The following is an 18090-nucleotide window of genomic DNA, read 5'->3' as shown; positions in this document are numbered from 1 at the left end:
TATATTTGACATAAGCCTTAGTTTTGAGTATAAAATTATCTTTTTATTGTAGCAAGTTTGACTACTTCTCGAACTAAGGCTCTTATTAATACATGGATACTTTTTGCAAACCTCGCAGGTTTTTAAATGGCGAAGCCCTCAATGAGGCAATTAAAACAATAAACTACTCGAATTAAACCTGCGAGGTTTAGAACAAAAAGATTGCAGCGAATGGCGGGAACAAACTTTAATTTTAACTGAAGAATTGCTTTCCAAATTTGAGAATTTAGCTGCTATACTGTATCAAACATTCATCTGAAACGGTAGACCAAAAATCTACTATTTTAGTCGCTTTTAAACATAAATAAGACACCTTTTTTACACTTGTAGGTAGCAAATTCCAGCGCTGTTTTTCTTACCTTTGCAGCAAATTTATTATTCATACCCGCATGAGCTTAAATATCCATTACAAGGAAGATTTTCAAAATCGTCATATTGCACCAAATGAGGCAGATACCGCTGAAATGTTGCAAGCTGTTGGCGTAAATTCTATTGATGAGCTGATTGAACAAACTGTTCCAACGGCAATCAGGTTAAAACAGCCTTTAAATTTGCCTGCAGCGAAATCAGAAACTGAATATCTTGGTGCTTTAAAACAAACTTCATTGTTAAATAAAGTTTTCAAAAGCTTTATCGGTCAGGGTTATTATGATACCATTACGCCAGGTGTAATTTTACGTAACGTTTTCGAAAACCCAGGATGGTACACGCAATATACGCCATACCAGGCGGAGATTGCGCAAGGTCGTTTGCAGGCTTTATTGAATTTCCAAACGATGGTTATCGATTTAACTGGGATGGAAATTGCCAATGCTTCACTTTTAGATGAAGGTACGGCTGCGGCTGAGGCGATGTTTATGCAATACAGTACGCGTAAAAATCAGGCTGCGAAAAAATACTTCGTATCGGAATTGGTTTTTGCACAGACGATAGATATTTTAAAAACCCGTGCTAATCCTTACGGTATTGAGTTGGTGATTGGAAGTCATTTAGATTTCGTTGCTACTGAAGATTTTTTCGGTGCGATAGTTCAATATCCTGCCGGTAATGGCGAGGTTTTCGATTATAAAAACTTTGCTACGGAATTACACAATCAAAATATTAAATTAACGGTTGCGGCTGATATTTTAAGCTTAACCTTATTAACGCCTCCAGGCGAATGGGGTGCTGATATTGTGGTTGGTACAACACAACGCTTTGGTATTCCGATGGGTTTTGGTGGACCACACGCCGCATTTTTCGCCACTAAAGATGAATATAAGCGTTCAATCCCAGGTCGTATTATCGGTGTAACCATTGATAGCCATGGCGATTACGCTTTACGTATGGCTTTGCAAACCCGGGAGCAACACATCCGTAGAGATAAAGCGACTTCAAACATTTGTACAGCACAAGCATTATTAGCTATTATGGCTGGTTTTTACGCAGCTTATCACGGTCCGAAAGGCTTGAAAGCAATAGCAGAACGTACACATGGTTTGGCAGTAAGTTTAGCCGCAACATTAAAAAGTTTAGGCTACGAACAATTAAACTCAGCTTATTTTGATACCATTCGTTTCGATTTAGGCGATTTAAAAGGCGGCATTCACTCTGGTTGTTTAGATAACGAAATCAACTTAAACTACTCTGGTAACGTTGCAACAATCTCAATTGATGAAACAACAACTTTTGAAGACATTGCTTTAATCGCAAGAATCTTTGCAAAGGTTAAAGCAGTAGCAGCCGACCAGGTTGAAGTGGTAGAAAATGTGGAAACCGTTATTCCATCGGCTTTACAACGTACTTCTGATTATTTAACACACCCGATTTTCAACTCGCACCATTCAGAGCATGAAATGTTGCGTTATATCAAATCGTTAGAAGCAAAAGATTTATCGCTTTGCCACTCGATGATTGCTTTGGGAAGCTGTACCATGAAATTAAACGCAACAGCAGAAATGATTCCAGTTACTTGGTCTCACTTCGGTCGCGTACACCCGTTTGCACCAGCAGACCAGGTTTTAGGTTACTATTCGGTTTTTAACGAACTGGATAAATGGTTAAGTGAAATTACTGGCTTTGCCGCAATGAGTTTACAGCCAAACGCTGGTGCGCAAGGCGAATATGCAGGTTTAATGGTTATTCGTGCTTATCATCAGGATAGAGGCGATTTCCACCGTAACGTGGCTTTAATTCCTGCTTCGGCTCACGGTACAAACCCTGCCTCTGCAGCAATGGCCGATATGAAAATCGTTGTGGTAAAATCGTTGGAAAACGGTAACATCGATGTTGAAGATTTAAAAGCAAAAGCAGAATTACATAAAGATAATTTATCATGCTTGATGGTTACTTATCCATCAACTCACGGTGTATTCGAAGAAAGCATTATCGAAATTTGTGAAACGATCCATGCTAATGGCGGACAAGTTTACATGGATGGTGCAAATATGAACGCACAGGTTGGTTTAACAAGCCCCGCGAATATTGGTGCTGATGTTTGCCACTTAAACTTGCACAAAACTTTCTGTATTCCTCACGGTGGTGGTGGTCCTGGTATGGGCCCAATCGGTGTGGCGAAACATTTGGTTCCTTATCTTCCAGGTCACGCTGTGGTTGATATTGATAAAGGAAAATCAATTTCTGCGGTTTCATCTGCGCCTTGGGGCTCAGCTTCAATCTTGATTATCTCTCATGCTTACATCGCTATGATGGGTGCTGAGGGATTAACCAATGCGACAAAATATGCGATTTTAAACGCAAACTACATGAAAGCTCGCTTAGAGCAACACTATCCAGTGCTTTATTCAGGCGCTCAGGGTCGTTGTGCACACGAGATGATTTTAGATTGCCGTTCTTTCAAAGCTTTCGGAATTGAAGTAACGGATATTGCAAAACGTTTAATGGATTATGGTTTCCACGCACCAACGGTTTCTTTCCCGGTTGCGGGTACTTTAATGGTTGAGCCAACGGAATCTGAGCCTAAACATGAGTTAGACCGTTTCTGTGATGCCTTAATCGCTATTAAAAAAGAAATAGATCAGGTAGAAAATTTAACTTTTGATAAAGTTGATAATCCATTAAAAAATGCACCTCATACCGTTTCGGTAATTACTGCAAACGAATGGGAGCATGCTTACAGCCGTCAAACAGCTGCTTTCCCATTACCTTATGTATTAGAACGTAAATTCTGGCCATCAGTTGGTCGTGTAAACGATAGTCATGGCGATAGATCATTAATTTGTGCTTGTCCACCGGTAGAAAGTTATCTGGAAGAAATAGTTCCTTAAGGTTCAGGGTAAAGGGCTTAGGGTCTAAGGTTTTCCCTACAAAGCCAAGTCCGTCATTGCGAGGAGGCTTTTTCAGCCGACGTGGCAATCTCTATAGATAAAATCATCTGCAAGTTTTATGAATTCGTTCATGAAGCTTGCAGATTTTTTTTAGTGTGGAAGATTATTTTGCTAATAGCAAGCCATCAGAATTAATATTGTAACACTGAATTTTAATCTTATCATTTTCTGCAGTTAAGGTAACTGTCTCTTTGGATTGAAATTTGGTTCGCTCAACCAGGTAGTGAAAAACATAGGTTGCTGATGATTGAGTTCCCTTTACCACTTTCGATTCCCAATGATCAAGCTTTTTGCTCTTAATTTCTCCTAACTTGTTCAGCGCTCCACTTAAATAGTTATTTAATTTTTCAGCGCTGGTTGCGGCTTTAAACTGCGTACTTAATAAAGAGTTTACTTTTTGAAACTCATTATTTTGAAGCAGCGTATAGAATTCATCAGCTACTTTTTCCGCATCTTTCTTGTCTTCTTCGCGATTGATGTATGTGCCGCTAAAATTACAGCTGATTAAAGTAAGTAATAGGCAAAATGCAAATAAAACTGAGAACAATTTGTTTTTCATGAGTGATTAATTTTTTTTAATCTAATATTATAATTTCTTAAAGGGGGAAAAATTTTTTAGTTAAACTCTCCAAAGTGCCACAGTATCCCAGATGGGTCATGAAGGAAGCATTCTTTTCCCCAGTTTTCAATTCTAATGGGCGTTACTCTCACATTTTCATATTTGCCAGGTAAATCCAGTTCCAGAAGTTCATCGTAAAAACGATCTACATCACCCACTTCCATAAAAATCATGGTGTTGTCTACCCAATCTTTAACATAAGCATTTTGCAGGTAGAATGACATTTCGCCACTTTTAAAAACCGACATTTGGTTACCTAAAATAGTTTCTTCGAAACCTAAATCCTGGTAAAACCTTCTTGATGTATCGAAATCTTTAGCGCCAATAAACGGGCGGATTGATTTTGCGTTGTGATTCATTTCCTTGTTTTGAGAAAACTAATATAAAAATAAAGGTTAGACATTTTGCAACCCAAAATAGTAGCAACAACCTTTTGTATAAACGGGATTGAAATGATATCCTTTTTAAATAGTGTAGGCATTCAATACGGCTTTCATGCTGAGCCACGGAGCATCTCCAACCGATGAAAAAGTTACTTCGCCTCAGCATGACAAATCTTGTTTTAAAAAGATTTAATGGAAAGCCCGACTAACGTAAATTTATTTACTGAAACTGCTTTTCACATAAATGTTAGATTTAAATTAAACCTCATCGAAATTTTCTAGTCAATAGACAGATTTAAATTAGACCGATTATTTTTGAAAAACTTACCATACATCAATAAAAATCGATCAATCTAAAACATATATTTGTCTCATAATTTAAAAACCAGAAAATGAAATTAAAAATCTCTTCAATCTTTTTATTAGTTGCAGTTGTGTCATTATCAGCTTTTACAACTATTAAACCAGTTACTTACACTGTAGATGCAGCAAAATCAACCATCACCTGGATTGGTAAAAAAGTAACAGGTTCTCACAACGGAACAATTTCTTTAAAATCAGGAACATTAATTTTTGATGGTAAAAAATTAGTAGATGGCGGTTTTATTATTGATATGAACTCAATTAAAGATGCTGATGGAAGCGCTAAATTAGAAGGTCACTTAAAGGCTGATGATTTTTTCGGTGTAGCAAAATTTCCTGCTGCTCAATTCGTAATTACTAAAGTTACAGGTTCGGGTGCTAATGTTACTGTTATGGGAGATTTAACTATAAAAGGTATCACTAAACCATTAAGCTTTCCGGCAACTTTAACTGTTAATGCAGATGGTACAGTTTCAGCTTTAGCTGGTAAAATTTTAGTAGATAGAACAAAGTATGATATCCGTTATGGTTCAAAATCTTTCTTCGATAGCATTGGCGACAAAGCAATTGATGATAACTTTGAAATCGGCGTGAAATTAGTAGCAAAAAAATAAATCCCTCCCAAACCTCCACTGAAAGGCTAGGTTATAAAGGTAAAAGGTCTCGATGCAAATCGGGACTTTTTTTGTAAAACGTCATTGCGAGGCACGATGCAATCTTACTTACGTGATATAATTTTAAGATTTTGGAAAGCAATTACAGTACAGTTTTTAAGGTCTGTTCCCGCCATTCGCTACAATCTTTTTGTTTAAACCTCGCAGGTTTAATTCGAGTAGTTATTGTTTTAATTGCCTCATTGAGGGTTTCGCCGTTTAAAAACCTGCGAGGTTTGCAAAAAGTATTTTCGATGCTGTCGGGTTTAGAAACTACCAGAACTTCAAGAAACAAAGGTTGCAAGTTGCCAAATCGGCTAAAACCCTTTGGGTTTTGCTTTAATCTTTTGCTTTCGGCTTTTAGCCTTTCACTTTAAACTTTTCACTTTAAACTTTCACTACCTAATCTTAAACCCACCATCCACTTCATCAACAAAGCCTGTGGCTTGTTCTTTACTGTGGTAAAACAAACATTCCCAGTTTTCGGCGGCGGCTCTTTTCCCAAATTCTTTACGCAATTCCATCGCCCTGCGGCCGTCGAAATCATATTTCGCAATAAAGTTTTTAATCAGTTCGCCAGGTTCTGGTAAAACATCACCTCCAAAAAATACTTTCTGGTTACCTTCGGTTAAAAGAAAAACCTGGTGATTGGGGCAGTGTGCGCCTGTAAATTCGAAAGCAATGGTATCATCCAAACTGCCATCACCTTCTACAAATGTTAGTTGGGCGTTGCGTTGCACTACTTCAAAAATATCGGTGTGGTAAGAAGATGAAGTGCTGCTGAAAGCTGTTTCCCATTCCCCTCGATTAATCACATACTCTGCATCGGGAAAACTCAATTCTGCCTTGTCTCCAAGTTTGTGGATCATTCCGCCAGAATGGTCGTAATGTAAATGCGACATCAAAACCTTGGTTACATCAGTTGGATCGAAACCAGCATTGCGGATGTTTTTATGTAAAATCAGCTCACCATGATCATCACTGAAACCTAAGCCAGTATCAAAAAGAACCAGATCATTTTTAAGCTCTACCAGAAATGGCTGAACATTGATAAATAAAGATGCGGGGCGATCTTTAAAACTATGAATGGTCGAATCAAAAGGAATAAATTTTTTTGAGGCATCTACTGAATAGGTGCCTTCGAATAAGGTATGAACTTGCAAAATGTAGAGATTTAAATTAAAAAAGTATATTTACTGTTCGGAAACAAATATAATGGAAAAAAGATGGGTGCTGACATCAAATTGTAATGATGACACGGTAAAGAAATTAGCAGAACAACTCAATATAGATCAATCACTTTCACAAATTTTGGTACAACGCAACGTTTGTGATTTTGATCAGGCCAAGTATTTTTTCAGACCAGAATTGGACCACTTGCATAATCCGTTTTTAATGAAGGATATGGATTTGGCTATAGAAAGAATCGAAAAAGCCCTAACTACTCACGAAAAAATTCTGATTTATGGAGATTATGATGTTGATGGTACAACTTCTGTAGCGCTTGCTTTTAGCTTTTTCTCTCAACTCACCGAAAATATAGAATACTACATTCCAGATCGCTATTTAGAAGGTTATGGAATTTCTACTGCTGGTATTGATTATGCCTGCAATAACGGTTTTTCCTTAATTATTGCCCTAGACTGCGGAATTAAATCCATCGATAAAATCGAATACGCCAATAGCTTGGGTATTGATTTTATTATTTGCGATCACCATTTACCAGGCGATGAATTGCCTAAAGCGGTTGCCGTTTTAGATCCAAAACGATCAGATTGCGAATATCCGTTTAAAGAATTGGCAGGTTGTGGGATTGGTTTCAAACTGGCGCAGGCTTATGCGCAGAAGCATCATTTACCTAAAGAAACCTATTTACAGTATCTCGATTTGGTAATGGTAAGTATTGCTGCAGATATTGTTCCTGTTGTTGGCGAAAACAGGATTTTGGCTTACTATGGCTTAAGAAAATTAAACACTAATCCATGTGAAGGTTTACGGGCGCTAATGGAGGTGTCAGGCAAGACCGAAAATTACACCATTACCGATGTGGTGTTTACATTAGGCCCTCGGATTAATGCTGCCGGAAGAATTGATCATGCCAAACATGCCGTAGCAATGTTGCTTTGCCAGGCGGATGGAAATTCTTCAGAGCAAAGCGAGTTAATAAACCTAAAAAACACGGAACGTAAAACCTACGATCAGGATATCACCCGTGAAGCATTGGCATTAATTGGCGATAGTGAAGTATTGATCAATAGAAAAACAACGGTGGTTTTTAATGAGAATTGGCATAAGGGTGTAATTGGAATTGTTGCTTCTCGTTTAACCGAAAAATATTATCGCCCAACAATCGTTTTAACCAAAAGCAACGGTCATGTGGCGGGTTCTTGCCGCTCCGTTGTTGGGTTCGATTTGTATGAAGCTTTAAGCGGTTGTGCAGATCTTTTGGATCAATACGGGGGGCATAAATTTGCAGCTGGATTAACTATGCAGGAGCAGAATGTGCTTGCTTTTGCCGATAAATTTGAGCAGATTGTTTCTGATTCTATTACCGAAGAACTTTTAACCCCGATGATTAAAATTGATGCAGAGATAGATCTTGCTCAAATCGACGGTAAATTTCATCGGGTTTTAGCACAAATGGGGCCTTTCGGACCAGAGAATATGGCACCAATTTTTGTAACACATGGTGTTTATTTAGATCGGGCTGCAATGGCTGTTGGCGCAAATCATCTTAAAATTAATATAAAGCAACAAAATTCGCCTATTTTTGAATGCATTGCATTTGGTTTAGCCGAATTTCAAAATCTTTTACAACCAAAAGTTCCATTTTCTGTTTGTTATACAATTGAAGAAAATGTTTGGAGAGATAAGAAGCGTTTGCAACTGAATATAAAAGGAATAAAGATAAAGGAGCAAGGATAAAAGAACAAAGAAAAAAGCGTAAAGTGGAAAACCGAAAAAATGGAAATCTAATCTTTTATCCTTGTTCATTATTCCTTAATCTATAAAATATATAGAATGATATTAAGAGCCGAAAATCTGGTTAAAAAATATAAGCAACGTACTGTTGTAAATGATGTTTCTTTTAATGTAAGTCAGGGAGAAATAGTGGGTTTGCTTGGTCCTAATGGTGCTGGCAAAACCACATCTTTTTACATGATTGTAGGTTTGATCAAACCAAATGAAGGTCGCATTTTTTTAGAAGATGAAGACATTACAGAAGATGCCATGTATCGCAGGGCGCAAAAAGGTATTGGATATTTGGCGCAAGAGGCATCTGTTTTTAGGAAGCTTACTGTAGAAGATAATATCCTTGCTATTTTGGAAATGAGCAACATGACCAAAGAAGAGCAGAAAGATAAATTGGAGGAACTGATTAACGAATTTAGTTTGCACAAGGTTCGTAAAAATCGGGGCGACCTTTTATCAGGAGGGGAAAGAAGAAGAACAGAAATTGCCCGTGCTTTGGCGGCAAATCCAAATTTCATCCTTTTAGATGAGCCTTTTGCGGGTGTCGATCCGATTGCTGTTGAAGAGATTCAGAGTATTGTAGCAAAACTAAAACATAAAAATATTGGTATACTAATAACCGATCACAATGTACAGGAAACACTTTCCATTACTGATAGAGCCTATTTGCTTTTTGAAGGGAAGATTCTTGAACAAGGTGTACCAGAGGTTTTGGCAGAAAATGAGATGGTAAGAAAAGTATATTTAGGAGCTAACTTCGTATTGAAGCGTAAGAAATTTGATGTTTAAATATGATTTGTTGTAAAAAATAATTATGGCAATTGTAAATTCAATTTTTACCTGGTTAATGAAAAAGCGGATCCATCAGATCGAGCTTTTTATGAAATATCCATACGATGTTCAACAGGAATGGTTTCATACTTTAATTGATAGTGCAGAAAATACAGAGTGGGGTAAATTGTATGATTATAAATCCCTTTTAACTCCCCAACAGTATCAAGAACGTGTTCCAATTCAAAACTACGATACATTAAAACCATATATTGAAAGGATGTTGGCCGGCGAACAAAATATACTTTGGCCATCGGATATTAAGTGGTTTGCAAAATCTTCCGGAACTACCAGCGATCGAAGTAAATTTATCCCAGTTTCTCAAGAAAGTTTAGAAGAATGCCATTTCAAAGGAGGTAAAGATATGCTTTCCATTTATTGCAACAACCGGCCAGATAACCAAATGTTCACCGGGAAAGGTTTGGTTTTAGGCGGAAGCCACCAGGTAAATCAATTAAACGAAGATTGTTTTTATGGTGATTTATCAGCTGTGCTGATTAAAAACTTACCCATTTGGGCCGAGTTTTACCGTACGCCTGATATGTCTATTGCTTTAATGGACAATTATGAAATTAAAATGGACCGTATGGCGGAAGCCACGATCCATGAAAATGTAACCAGTATTTCTGGCGTTCCTACCTGGACAATCGTTCTGGCCAAAAAAGTTTTAGAGCTTACAGGCAAAAGCAATTTGCTGGAAGTTTGGCCTAACCTCGAAGTTTACATTCATGGAGCAGTAAATTTCGCTCCCTATCGAGAGCAATTCAAGCAGCTCATTCCATCGAATGATATGTATTATTTGGAAACTTATAATGCATCTGAAGGATTTTTCGGAATTCAGGATCAAGATGATTCGGATGAGATGTTGTTGATGTTGGATTATGGCATTTTCTATGAGTTTATTCCGATGGAAAACATTGGCGAAGAAAACCCTAAAGCACTTTTATTGGGCGAAGTTGAACTGCATAAAAATTACGCCATTGTGATTTCAACTAATGGTGGTTTGTGGCGATACATGATTGGCGATACCGTTCAATTTACTTCTCTTTCACCTTATCGAATTAAAATTACTGGCCGTACAAAACATTTTATCAATGCATTTGGCGAAGAGGTAATTATTGATAATGCCGAACAGGCCTTAACGAGAGCTTGTCTGGAAACCGGGGCAGAAATTAAAGATTATACCGCTGGTCCGATTTATTTTGAGGGCGAGAAAGCGGGTGGGCATGAATGGATTATTGAGTTTGATAAACAACCTAACGATTTTGAGAAGTTTATTGATGTAATGGACAATACCTTGCGTGAGGTAAACTCTGATTATGATGCGAAAAGATTTAAAGATATGGCCTTATGTCGTCCAACCGTTCATAATGCCCCGGTAAATACTTTCTATAATTGGCTAAAAGCTAAGGATAAATTAGGAGGCCAGCATAAAGTGCCCCGTTTGGCTAATGAAAGAAAATACATTGATGATATTTTGGAAATGATGAGTGCTTCGGCCGCTTAACAAAAATGTATGTGGTTTAAAACAACTGTTCTGTCATTGGTTATCTTAACTTGTTTAAGTTTTGAAATATCTGCCCAAATTAAGGAAAGTAACAAAGCAAAAATCGCCTACAAAATTGTCGAAACTTCGCCGCGATGTAAACAGCTTACAAAAGGATTGTACGAAAGAGTAGTCGCAAATGAAGGCACTTCGTATGGTATTATGCTTGAATCGAGTCCTAATCCAAAAACGGATCCATCGCAAAGCTATTCAAAAACATATGATTTTAACCTCCATGAAAGCTATTCCGATCGCATGCCCATTATTGCCAGGTTTGTGTTTGATCCTATTAAAAGGCAATTATTTGAACAGGATACCGTAAATGATAGAATGATTCCGATCTCGTTTGATAAAAAGTTGCTCATATTGTTCGATAAAAAATAATTGTACTTTGATTAAATAATAGAATTTGGCATATATGTTTAATCTTTTTGGACGTTAATTTGTAAAGCATTATTTATGAGATTTAGTAGAAGGAAAGTATTGGATTTTTTTAAGAAATCGGAAAATAGAGCCACCCTGATTTTAAATGATAAATCTAAAGCAAACAGCACGATCAAAGATGCTTTAGGTAAGGCCATAAATAATAAAGGGGAGTTGGATGGTGTTTGGGCTAAAATGGTTTTGCTTTTTGGTGTGGCAAAAGATTATGTAAACGGCGACTATACGGAAATCCCAAAACGATCTATCATTGCCATTTTAGGAGGAATTATATATTTTCTTTCCCCTCTGGATATTGTTCCGGATTTTGTTCCATTGTTGGGTTTTATGGATGATATTTTTGTGCTTAATTTAGTTTATAAACAAGTATTGAAGGATTTGGAAAAATATAAGGTGTGGAAGGATGCTCAAATAAAATTTATTGGTAATATAGATGATCCTGCAACAACCTAGTTTTTTCGATTGGCTAGGCCGCAATCTTTTGGCCTGCCCTTTTAAAACTTACTTCGGTTTTGATTGCCCCGGTTGTGGTTTACAAAGATCCATAATTTCGCTTATGAAAGGTGATTTAATCGTTTCTTTCAAATATTATCCAGCAACTATTCCTTTAATTTTGCTCATTATTTTTACTGGGCTTCATTTAAAATTCGATTTTAAATTTGGTGCTTCTGCAATAAAATTTGCATTTTTAGGTATTGCAGTAATTGTGTTAATCAGCTACATTTACAAAATATACAACCACCAACTTACCGCTTAACTATGTCAGACGAACAACAAAATCCACCACGAAATAATCCTATAGATTTAAATAAACCAGAACAGCCAGTTGGTCCTCGTTCTGGTTTCGGACCAACAACTCCGCCACCTTTTCAACAGCCACCTCCATTTGGTCAGTTTGGTGGTATGGGTGGTCAGCAAAATTTGCCAAATGCCACAGTAGCTTTAGTGTTGGGGATATTAGCCCTTCCTGCATGTTGTTTTTATGGCATTTTTGGTTTAATTTTTGGAATTATTGCCTGGGCACTTGGCGGCAGTGATATAAAAAAATATCAACTAAATCCAACAATGTATACCGAATCATCGTATAAAAATGCCAAAGCGGGTAAAATATGTGGAATGATTGCCACAATATTAAGCTTACTTTTTATTATTTTCTTCGTTTTAATAATTGCTGGAGCAATTACACACCCAGAAGCTTATGATCGATTTTTTAAAGGATTTAACTAAGCACTAATTTTACCTTAAAAATATAAATCGGATGGTGCATACCATCCGATTTTCTTATTTTTGTACCATTCAGATTGTAAATAAAAACTAACGATAATGTATCCAGAATATTTAGTAGAACCAATGCGTAAGGAATTAACCAACGTAGGTTTTCAAGAATTAAAAAACGCCGAAGAAGTTGATCAAGCCATTAAAGGCGAGGGAACTGTATTGGTTGTGGTAAATTCTGTTTGTGGTTGTGCAGCAGCAAATGCTCGCCCGGCAGCACGAGCAGCAGCTGCCCACGAAAAACATCCAGATAAATTGGTAACTGTTTTTGCTGGTATGGAAAGAGAAGCTGTAGATCAAGCTAGAAACTACATGATGCCTTTTCCTCCATCTTCTCCAGCAATGGCTTTATTTAAAGATGGTAAATTAGTGCATATGATTGAGCGTCACCAGATTGAAGGCAGACCAGCAGCAATGATTGCCGATAACCTTATTGGTGCTTTTGAGCAGTATTGCTAGTTTTTTTGGATTTTGGTTGGTTAGTTTTTTGGTTTTTTAAGGATACTAACCAACCAATAGCCAAACATCTAAAAAAATTAAAAATCTTTGTTGAGCAATTTCTCCAATTCTCCGAACGATACGTTCATTCTTACACGCCCTTGTTTGGCGTAAGATATTTCTCCAGTTTCTTCTGAAATAATTACAGCCACAGCATCGGTGGTTTCCGACACTCCAATGCCTGCTCTATGCCTCAATCCAAATTGAGATGGCAATTGATCATTATCTGTTAGAGGAAGAATACAACTGGCACTTTTGATTTTGTTTTCGGAAATTACTACAGCACCATCATGCAATGGGCTATTCTTCTGGAATATACTTTCTAATAAACGTTTTGATATTTTTGCATCAACAACTTCGCAACTGTTGGCAAAAAACTGTTCATCATAAAATTTTACAAAAACGATTAAAGCACCTGTACGGGTTTTCTTCATAGTTTTGCAGGCATCAATAATGGGTTTTATTCGGGTTAGGTTGTTGCGCTCAATTTCTTTTCTACCAAATAAATAACCCCACCAGGCCTTATTTTTTTGCAAAAATGCATTTTTACCAATGAGTAAAAGGAAACGCCTAATTTCGGGGTGAAAAATTACAATCAAAGCAATGATACCAACACTCATAAATTTCTCTATGATGGTGGTTAGTAATTCCATGTGAAGTGCTTTTACTATCCAGTAAAATACTGTGATAATAAACATTCCAACCAATAAGTTTACAGCTAAAGTATTGCGAATGAGGGTGTAAACGTAGTAAATCAGTATTGCAACGAGTACAATATCAACTACATCAGTTGGCGATACCTTAAGGAAATCAAAATCAAAACCTTTCATCAGCCACAAGATAGTTTTTTTTGGTTAATTGTTTAAATGTAGTAATTGGTTAATTGTAGAACTGTTAATTGTACAATCCATTTTTAGTTCTTTAAAATTGATTTTCTTAATGCATTGAGTTTATTAGTTAATTCATCAAGATTTAATCTGAAAAATTTATATTCTTCGTCATTTATATACCCCAAATCATGAGCGCCTATAATATGATTTATAGTTTCTAGTGCACTCGAGTATGACATTGATACAAAATGCGCCTTATCTTTAGCAGTAATCCTACCAGAGCCTTCAGCTAGGCAATCACCTATACTGCTCGCAGATCTTTTAATTTGACTTGTTAAGCCAAATATTTCTTCTCTTGTAAATTTCTTTACTAATAGATAAATTTCTTTTCTAAATAATCTTGCTTTCTGCCAAGTTTCTAATTTTTCAAATGAATATATATGCATAATAATTGCTTTAAATTCAATCATCAATGCAATCTAACAATAGGAAAATTTGTACTTTCGATTAAACCGTTAAACGATTAATCGAGTTAATATTATTTAATCTGATTATTTATCAGTTAAACAATTAAAACAATTAAACAATTTAACCAAAACTTAGCCTTTCCACTAATTTCACGCATTCAACGGCTTCTTTAACATCATGCACACGCAAAATTCCAGCACCTTTTTGTAATGCAATGGTATTTAAAACGGTCGTTCCGTTTAAGGCTTCATTAGCGGTATTGCCCAAAACTTTATAAATCATTCCTTTTCTGGAAAATCCTACTAAAATAGGAAGCTGAAAGATTTTGAAGGCTTCCAAGTCGTTTAACAGTTGATAGTTGTGCTCTAGCGTTTTTCCGAAGCCAAAACCTGGATCGATAATTACATCGTGGATTTTTAATGAACGGAGTTTAGCAACTTTACTGGCAAGAGTATCCACCACTTCTAAAGTTACATTCTGATACACTGGATTTTGCTGCATATTTTGTGGCGTTCCCTGCATGTGCATAATGATGTAAGGTACTTGCAGTTTTGCTACCATGTCAAACATTTCCTCATCCATATCGCCAGCCGAAATATCGTTAATAATATGAGCGCCTGCGTAAATGGTTTCCTCAGCTACTTGCGCTCTGAATGTATCAATTGAAATAATGGCTTCAGGAAGCGTAGTCGCAATTGCCTCAACCACCGGAACCATCCTGTATAATTCTTCCGCTACGGTAATATCTGCAGCGCCCGGTCGCGATGAATATCCACCAATATCAATAAAGGTTGCTCCCTGCTCTAAAAATTTTTCTGCTTTTGAAAGTGCTTCATAAATTGATTTAGTTCTGCTGTCGCTGTAAAACGAATCGGGCGTAATATTCAAGATTCCCATTACTTTAGGAGTGCTTAAATCAATTAATTTACCTTTAACATTGATGGTTTTTTTCGGTTCGAAAAAGTTTTTTTCTGCCATAATAAACCCTTCCGGGATTTGGGTTTCGCTTTAAAAATGTATCTTTAGCTTTTGTTCTTTAAGGACAAAAATACATTAAAACTAAATAATTCCTTCAATTGGCACAAACAAATACCGCTATAGAATTTGATGAAGTGATCGCCGTATGCAGATCACTATTTCTTAAAAAAACAAGAGACTATGGAACTGCCTGGCGCATATTAAGACCAAGTTCCATTACTGATCAAATTTTTATCAAAGCCCAACGCATACGCACTTTGGAAGAAAAAAAGGTAAGCCTGGTAGGGGAGAATATTACTTCTGAATACATTGGGATTGTAAACTATTGCGTAATTGCGATGATGCAATTGGAATTGACGGAAGCCGATTCAAACGAATTGCCTTACGATCAAGTAGAAACTTCTTTCGAAGAAAAGGTTAAGGAAACCAAAGATTTAATGTTTGCTAAAAACCACGATTATGGCGAGGCTTGGAGAGATATGCGCATCAGTTCTTTAACCGATTTGATTTTAATGAAAATATTCCGCGTGAAGCAGATTGAAGATAACGAGGGACAAACGTTAGCATCAGAAGGTGTGAAGGCAAATTATCAGGATATGTTAAATTATTCTGTTTTTGCGTTAATTAAGTTAGGAGTAAAATAAATAATGAAAAATATAATCTTAGGTTTCTCTAGATTTTTTGTCGGCATACTTTTTATATTTTCAGGTTTGATAAAGGCCAATGATCCACTCGGGTTTGGCTATAAACTGCAAGAATATTTTGAAGTTTTCCATATGAATTTTTTAAGTGGAGCGGCAACTGGAATTGCAATTTTGCTATGCACACTCGAAATTGTACTTGGTGCCCTTTTACTTCTTGGTTTTTGGAGTAAAAAGGTAGCCTGGGGATTATTGCTTTTGATTATTTTCTTTACGCTTTTAACCTTTGTTTCAGCAGTATTTAAGGTAGTAACAAGTTGCGGCTGTTTCGGCGATGCCATCCCGCTAACACCCTGGCAATCGTTCAGTAAAGATTTGATCTTGCTGGTTCTAATTCTTATCATTTTCTATTACAAAGAGCATATTCAGCCACTCTTCAAAAAAGAGGTTACACAAAGAAATATTGCGATTGCCGTAACCTTAATTTCTTTGGGTTTTGGAATATTTACCTACAATGTTCTTCCCATTATCGATTTCCTTCCTTACAAAGTTGGTGTACATATACCTTCACAAATGGTTATTCCGCCAGGAGAAAAGCCTGATGAGTATGAGATTATGTATCACTTGGTGAATAAAAAAACCAAAGAGGAAAAAGATATGAGCGATAAGGCTTATCTAAAAACCGAAATTTGGAAAGATAATAATTGGGAGATTGTTGGAGATCCCATACAGCGTTTGGTTAAAAAAGGTTATGAACCGAAAATAAAAGATTTAAAAATTACTGATGCTTCTGGTACAGATTATACTAAAGAGCTGATTGAAAATCCATATTACAGTTTGGTATTCGTAGCCTACGATTTAAATAATACCAACCAACCTGCAATTGGTAAGCTAAATGCATTGGCCATAAATGCTACCAAACAATTTAATATCCGTACAGTATTATTAACAGCAAATTCGGCACAGGATGCGGAGTCATTTATCAAAAAAAATAATCTTTTTTCTGAAGTTTTCTTTGCAGATGCCGTTCCGTTAAAAAGTATGGTAAGGGCTAACCCAGGGGTTATTCTTTTAAAAAATGGTGTGGTGGTTAACAAATGGCATTATCATAATGTGCCCACATTTGATCAATTAAGTAGAAAATATTTCGATAAATAATGCTTGGATACGCGATAAAAAAACTGATGTACGGAATGCTGGTGATGGCTGGCGTAGTACTCGTTGTTTTTGTGCTATTCAATATTTTGCCTGGCGATCCTGCCCGTATGACAATGGGACAAAGAGCCGACGTTCAGTCTTTAGAAGCTGTACGTAAAGAGTTCGGTTTGGATCGATCGAAACCGATGCAATTTGTATTGTACGTTAACGATCTTTCTCCAATTAGTGTTTTAAATAATGACAGCACAACGCAAGCTAAATATCATTATGTAAAAGTGATTAGTTTTGATAAACAGGCACTTGTGTTAAAATGGCCTTATCTTCGTAGCTCATATCAAACCAAACGCGATGTAACGGCTATACTTTCAGAAACGGTTCCAAATACTTTTATCTTGGCTTTAACCGCAATGATTTTTGCGACTATTATTGGTGTTTTTCTGGGAGTATTGTCTGCTGTTTATAAAGATTCCTGGATTGATAAAGCAGCCAATGCTTTTGCAATTTTGGGCATTTCGGCACCATCTTTTTTCGCGGGAATTATCATCGCCTGGCTTTTCGGTTTTGTTTTAAGCGATTATACAGGCTTGAAGATGAGTGGGAGTTTATATTCTTACGATCCTTTTAGTGGAGAAATTTTAACATTAAGAAACTTATGGTTACCAATGATTACACTAGGTTTAAGGCCACTCGCCATCATTGTACAACTTACCAGAAGTGCAATGCTTGATGTATTGGCGCAAGATTATATTCGTACCGCCAGGGCAAAAGGATTGAGTAGGAATACAATCATTTATAAACATGCTTTAAAAAACGCGATGAATCCGGTAATTACAGCAATTTCTGGTTGGTTTGCTTCCTTACTGGCGGGATCTTTTTTTGTTGAGTACATTTTTGGGTACAATGGTTTAGGCAGAACGACTGTTTCAGCACTGGAAATGTCAGACTTCCCGGTAGTAATGGGTTCCATTTTATTTATAGCTTTCGTTTTTGTAGTGATTAATATTTTGGTTGATATCCTTTATGCTTACGTTGACCCACGAGTGAAGTTGGCTTAAGCTCCACTTTTTT

The 18090-nt window shown here is 36.7% G+C and carries 19 protein-coding genes; 13 read left to right on the top strand and 6 right to left on the bottom strand.

Annotation, left to right across the window (positions count from 1 at the left end; all coding sequences use genetic code 11):
- Window positions 1-428 precede the first annotated feature (428 nt).
- Window positions 429-3305 (top strand): aminomethyl-transferring glycine dehydrogenase, encoded by a 2877-nt coding sequence (gene gcvP / locus LUA91_RS19415; RefSeq protein ID WP_231427771.1) that lies wholly within the window; start codon window positions 429-431, stop codon window positions 3303-3305.
- Between the two features lie 163 nt (window positions 3306-3468).
- Here gcvP and LUA91_RS19410 read toward each other — a convergent pair whose 3' ends face one another.
- Both LUA91_RS19410 and LUA91_RS19405 read right to left on the bottom strand, forming a co-directional pair.
- A complete protein-coding gene (locus LUA91_RS19410; RefSeq protein ID WP_231427770.1) occupies window positions 3469-3924 on the bottom strand; it encodes a DUF3887 domain-containing protein in 456 nt (151 codons plus the stop codon).
- 56 nt (window positions 3925-3980) lie between these two features.
- Window positions 3981-4343 carry a glyoxalase gene (locus tag LUA91_RS19405; RefSeq protein WP_231427769.1) on the bottom strand — a complete coding sequence of 121 codons (363 nt, stop codon included), beginning with the start codon at window positions 4341-4343 and terminating at the stop codon, window positions 3981-3983.
- Between the two features lie 416 nt (window positions 4344-4759).
- On the opposite strand from LUA91_RS19405, the gene LUA91_RS19400 reads away from it, so the two are divergent.
- Window positions 4760-5344: a YceI family protein gene (locus LUA91_RS19400; RefSeq protein WP_231427768.1), complete on the top strand. Its 585-nt coding sequence runs from the start codon at window positions 4760-4762 to the stop codon at window positions 5342-5344.
- Window positions 5345-5781: 437 nt separating this feature from the next.
- On the opposite strand, the gene LUA91_RS19395 is transcribed toward LUA91_RS19400, so the two are convergent.
- On the bottom strand, window positions 5782-6546 hold the full coding sequence (locus tag LUA91_RS19395) for an MBL fold metallo-hydrolase (protein WP_231427767.1): 765 nt from the start codon (window positions 6544-6546) through the stop codon (window positions 5782-5784).
- A gap of 52 nt (window positions 6547-6598) precedes the next feature.
- Here LUA91_RS19395 and recJ point away from each other — a divergent pair, with 52 nt between their 5' ends.
- The 8 genes from recJ (at window position 6599) to LUA91_RS19355 (ending at window position 12908) form a co-directional block, all read left to right on the top strand.
- Window positions 6599-8308: a single-stranded-DNA-specific exonuclease RecJ gene (recJ, locus tag LUA91_RS19390; protein WP_231427766.1), complete on the top strand. Its 1710-nt coding sequence runs from the start codon at window positions 6599-6601 to the stop codon at window positions 8306-8308.
- A 96-nt stretch (window positions 8309-8404) separates the two neighbouring features.
- Window positions 8405-9145 (top strand): LPS export ABC transporter ATP-binding protein, encoded by a 741-nt coding sequence (gene lptB / locus LUA91_RS19385; RefSeq protein WP_231427765.1) that lies wholly within the window; start codon window positions 8405-8407, stop codon window positions 9143-9145.
- A 25-nt stretch (window positions 9146-9170) separates the two neighbouring features.
- Window positions 9171-10694 carry a GH3 auxin-responsive promoter family protein gene (locus LUA91_RS19380; RefSeq protein ID WP_231427764.1) on the top strand — a complete coding sequence of 508 codons (1524 nt, stop codon included), beginning with the start codon at window positions 9171-9173 and terminating at the stop codon, window positions 10692-10694.
- Between the two features lie 9 nt (window positions 10695-10703).
- Window positions 10704-11117: a hypothetical protein gene (locus LUA91_RS19375; RefSeq protein WP_231427763.1), complete on the top strand. Its 414-nt coding sequence runs from the start codon at window positions 10704-10706 to the stop codon at window positions 11115-11117.
- 75 nt (window positions 11118-11192) lie between these two features.
- Window positions 11193-11627: a YkvA family protein gene (locus tag LUA91_RS19370; protein WP_231427762.1), complete on the top strand. Its 435-nt coding sequence runs from the start codon at window positions 11193-11195 to the stop codon at window positions 11625-11627.
- Window positions 11608-11931: a DUF2752 domain-containing protein gene (locus LUA91_RS19365; RefSeq protein WP_231427761.1), complete on the top strand. Its 324-nt coding sequence runs from the start codon at window positions 11608-11610 to the stop codon at window positions 11929-11931. The genes LUA91_RS19370 and LUA91_RS19365 overlap by 20 nt, the downstream gene beginning before the upstream one ends.
- 2 nt (window positions 11932-11933) lie before the next feature.
- A complete protein-coding gene (locus LUA91_RS19360; protein ID WP_231427760.1) occupies window positions 11934-12401 on the top strand; it encodes a CCC motif membrane protein in 468 nt (155 codons plus the stop codon).
- A 96-nt stretch (window positions 12402-12497) separates the two neighbouring features.
- Window positions 12498-12908, top strand: coding sequence for a BrxA/BrxB family bacilliredoxin (locus LUA91_RS19355; RefSeq protein WP_010602776.1), 411 nt, complete (start codon window positions 12498-12500; stop codon window positions 12906-12908).
- Between the two features lie 77 nt (window positions 12909-12985).
- On the opposite strand, the gene cdaA is transcribed toward LUA91_RS19355, so the two are convergent.
- The 3 genes from cdaA to folP all read right to left on the bottom strand — a co-directional run bounded on the left by cdaA (window position 12986) and on the right by folP (window position 15223).
- Window positions 12986-13777, bottom strand: a complete 792-nt coding sequence (gene cdaA / locus LUA91_RS19350) for a diadenylate cyclase CdaA (protein ID WP_010602775.1) — start codon at window positions 13775-13777, stop codon at window positions 12986-12988.
- 83 nt (window positions 13778-13860) lie between these two features.
- Window positions 13861-14247 (bottom strand): four helix bundle protein, encoded by a 387-nt coding sequence (locus LUA91_RS19345; protein ID WP_231427759.1) that lies wholly within the window; start codon window positions 14245-14247, stop codon window positions 13861-13863.
- Between the two features lie 118 nt (window positions 14248-14365).
- Entirely contained in the window at window positions 14366-15223 is an 858-nt protein-coding gene (folP, locus tag LUA91_RS19340) for a dihydropteroate synthase (RefSeq protein WP_231427758.1), read from the bottom strand.
- Between the two features lie 98 nt (window positions 15224-15321).
- On the opposite strand from folP, the gene LUA91_RS19335 reads away from it, so the two are divergent.
- The 3 genes from LUA91_RS19335 to LUA91_RS19325 are packed head-to-tail and all read left to right on the top strand — an operon-like array spanning window position 15322 to window position 18077.
- Window positions 15322-15867, top strand: coding sequence for a DUF1599 domain-containing protein (locus tag LUA91_RS19335; RefSeq protein WP_231427757.1), 546 nt, complete (start codon window positions 15322-15324; stop codon window positions 15865-15867).
- 3 nt (window positions 15868-15870) lie between these two features.
- Window positions 15871-17022: a BT_3928 family protein gene (locus LUA91_RS19330; protein ID WP_231427756.1), complete on the top strand. Its 1152-nt coding sequence runs from the start codon at window positions 15871-15873 to the stop codon at window positions 17020-17022.
- Window positions 17022-18077, top strand: a complete 1056-nt coding sequence (locus LUA91_RS19325; protein ID WP_231427755.1) for an ABC transporter permease — start codon at window positions 17022-17024, stop codon at window positions 18075-18077. Before LUA91_RS19330 ends, LUA91_RS19325 begins: the two co-directional genes overlap by 1 nt.
- Window positions 18078-18090 lie beyond the last annotated feature (13 nt).

It is taken from the genome of Pedobacter sp. Leaf250 (assembly GCF_920984735.1).
Classification (GTDB): domain Bacteria; phylum Bacteroidota; class Bacteroidia; order Sphingobacteriales; family Sphingobacteriaceae; genus Pedobacter.
This window is presented reverse-complemented; position numbering and strand designations above follow the sequence as displayed.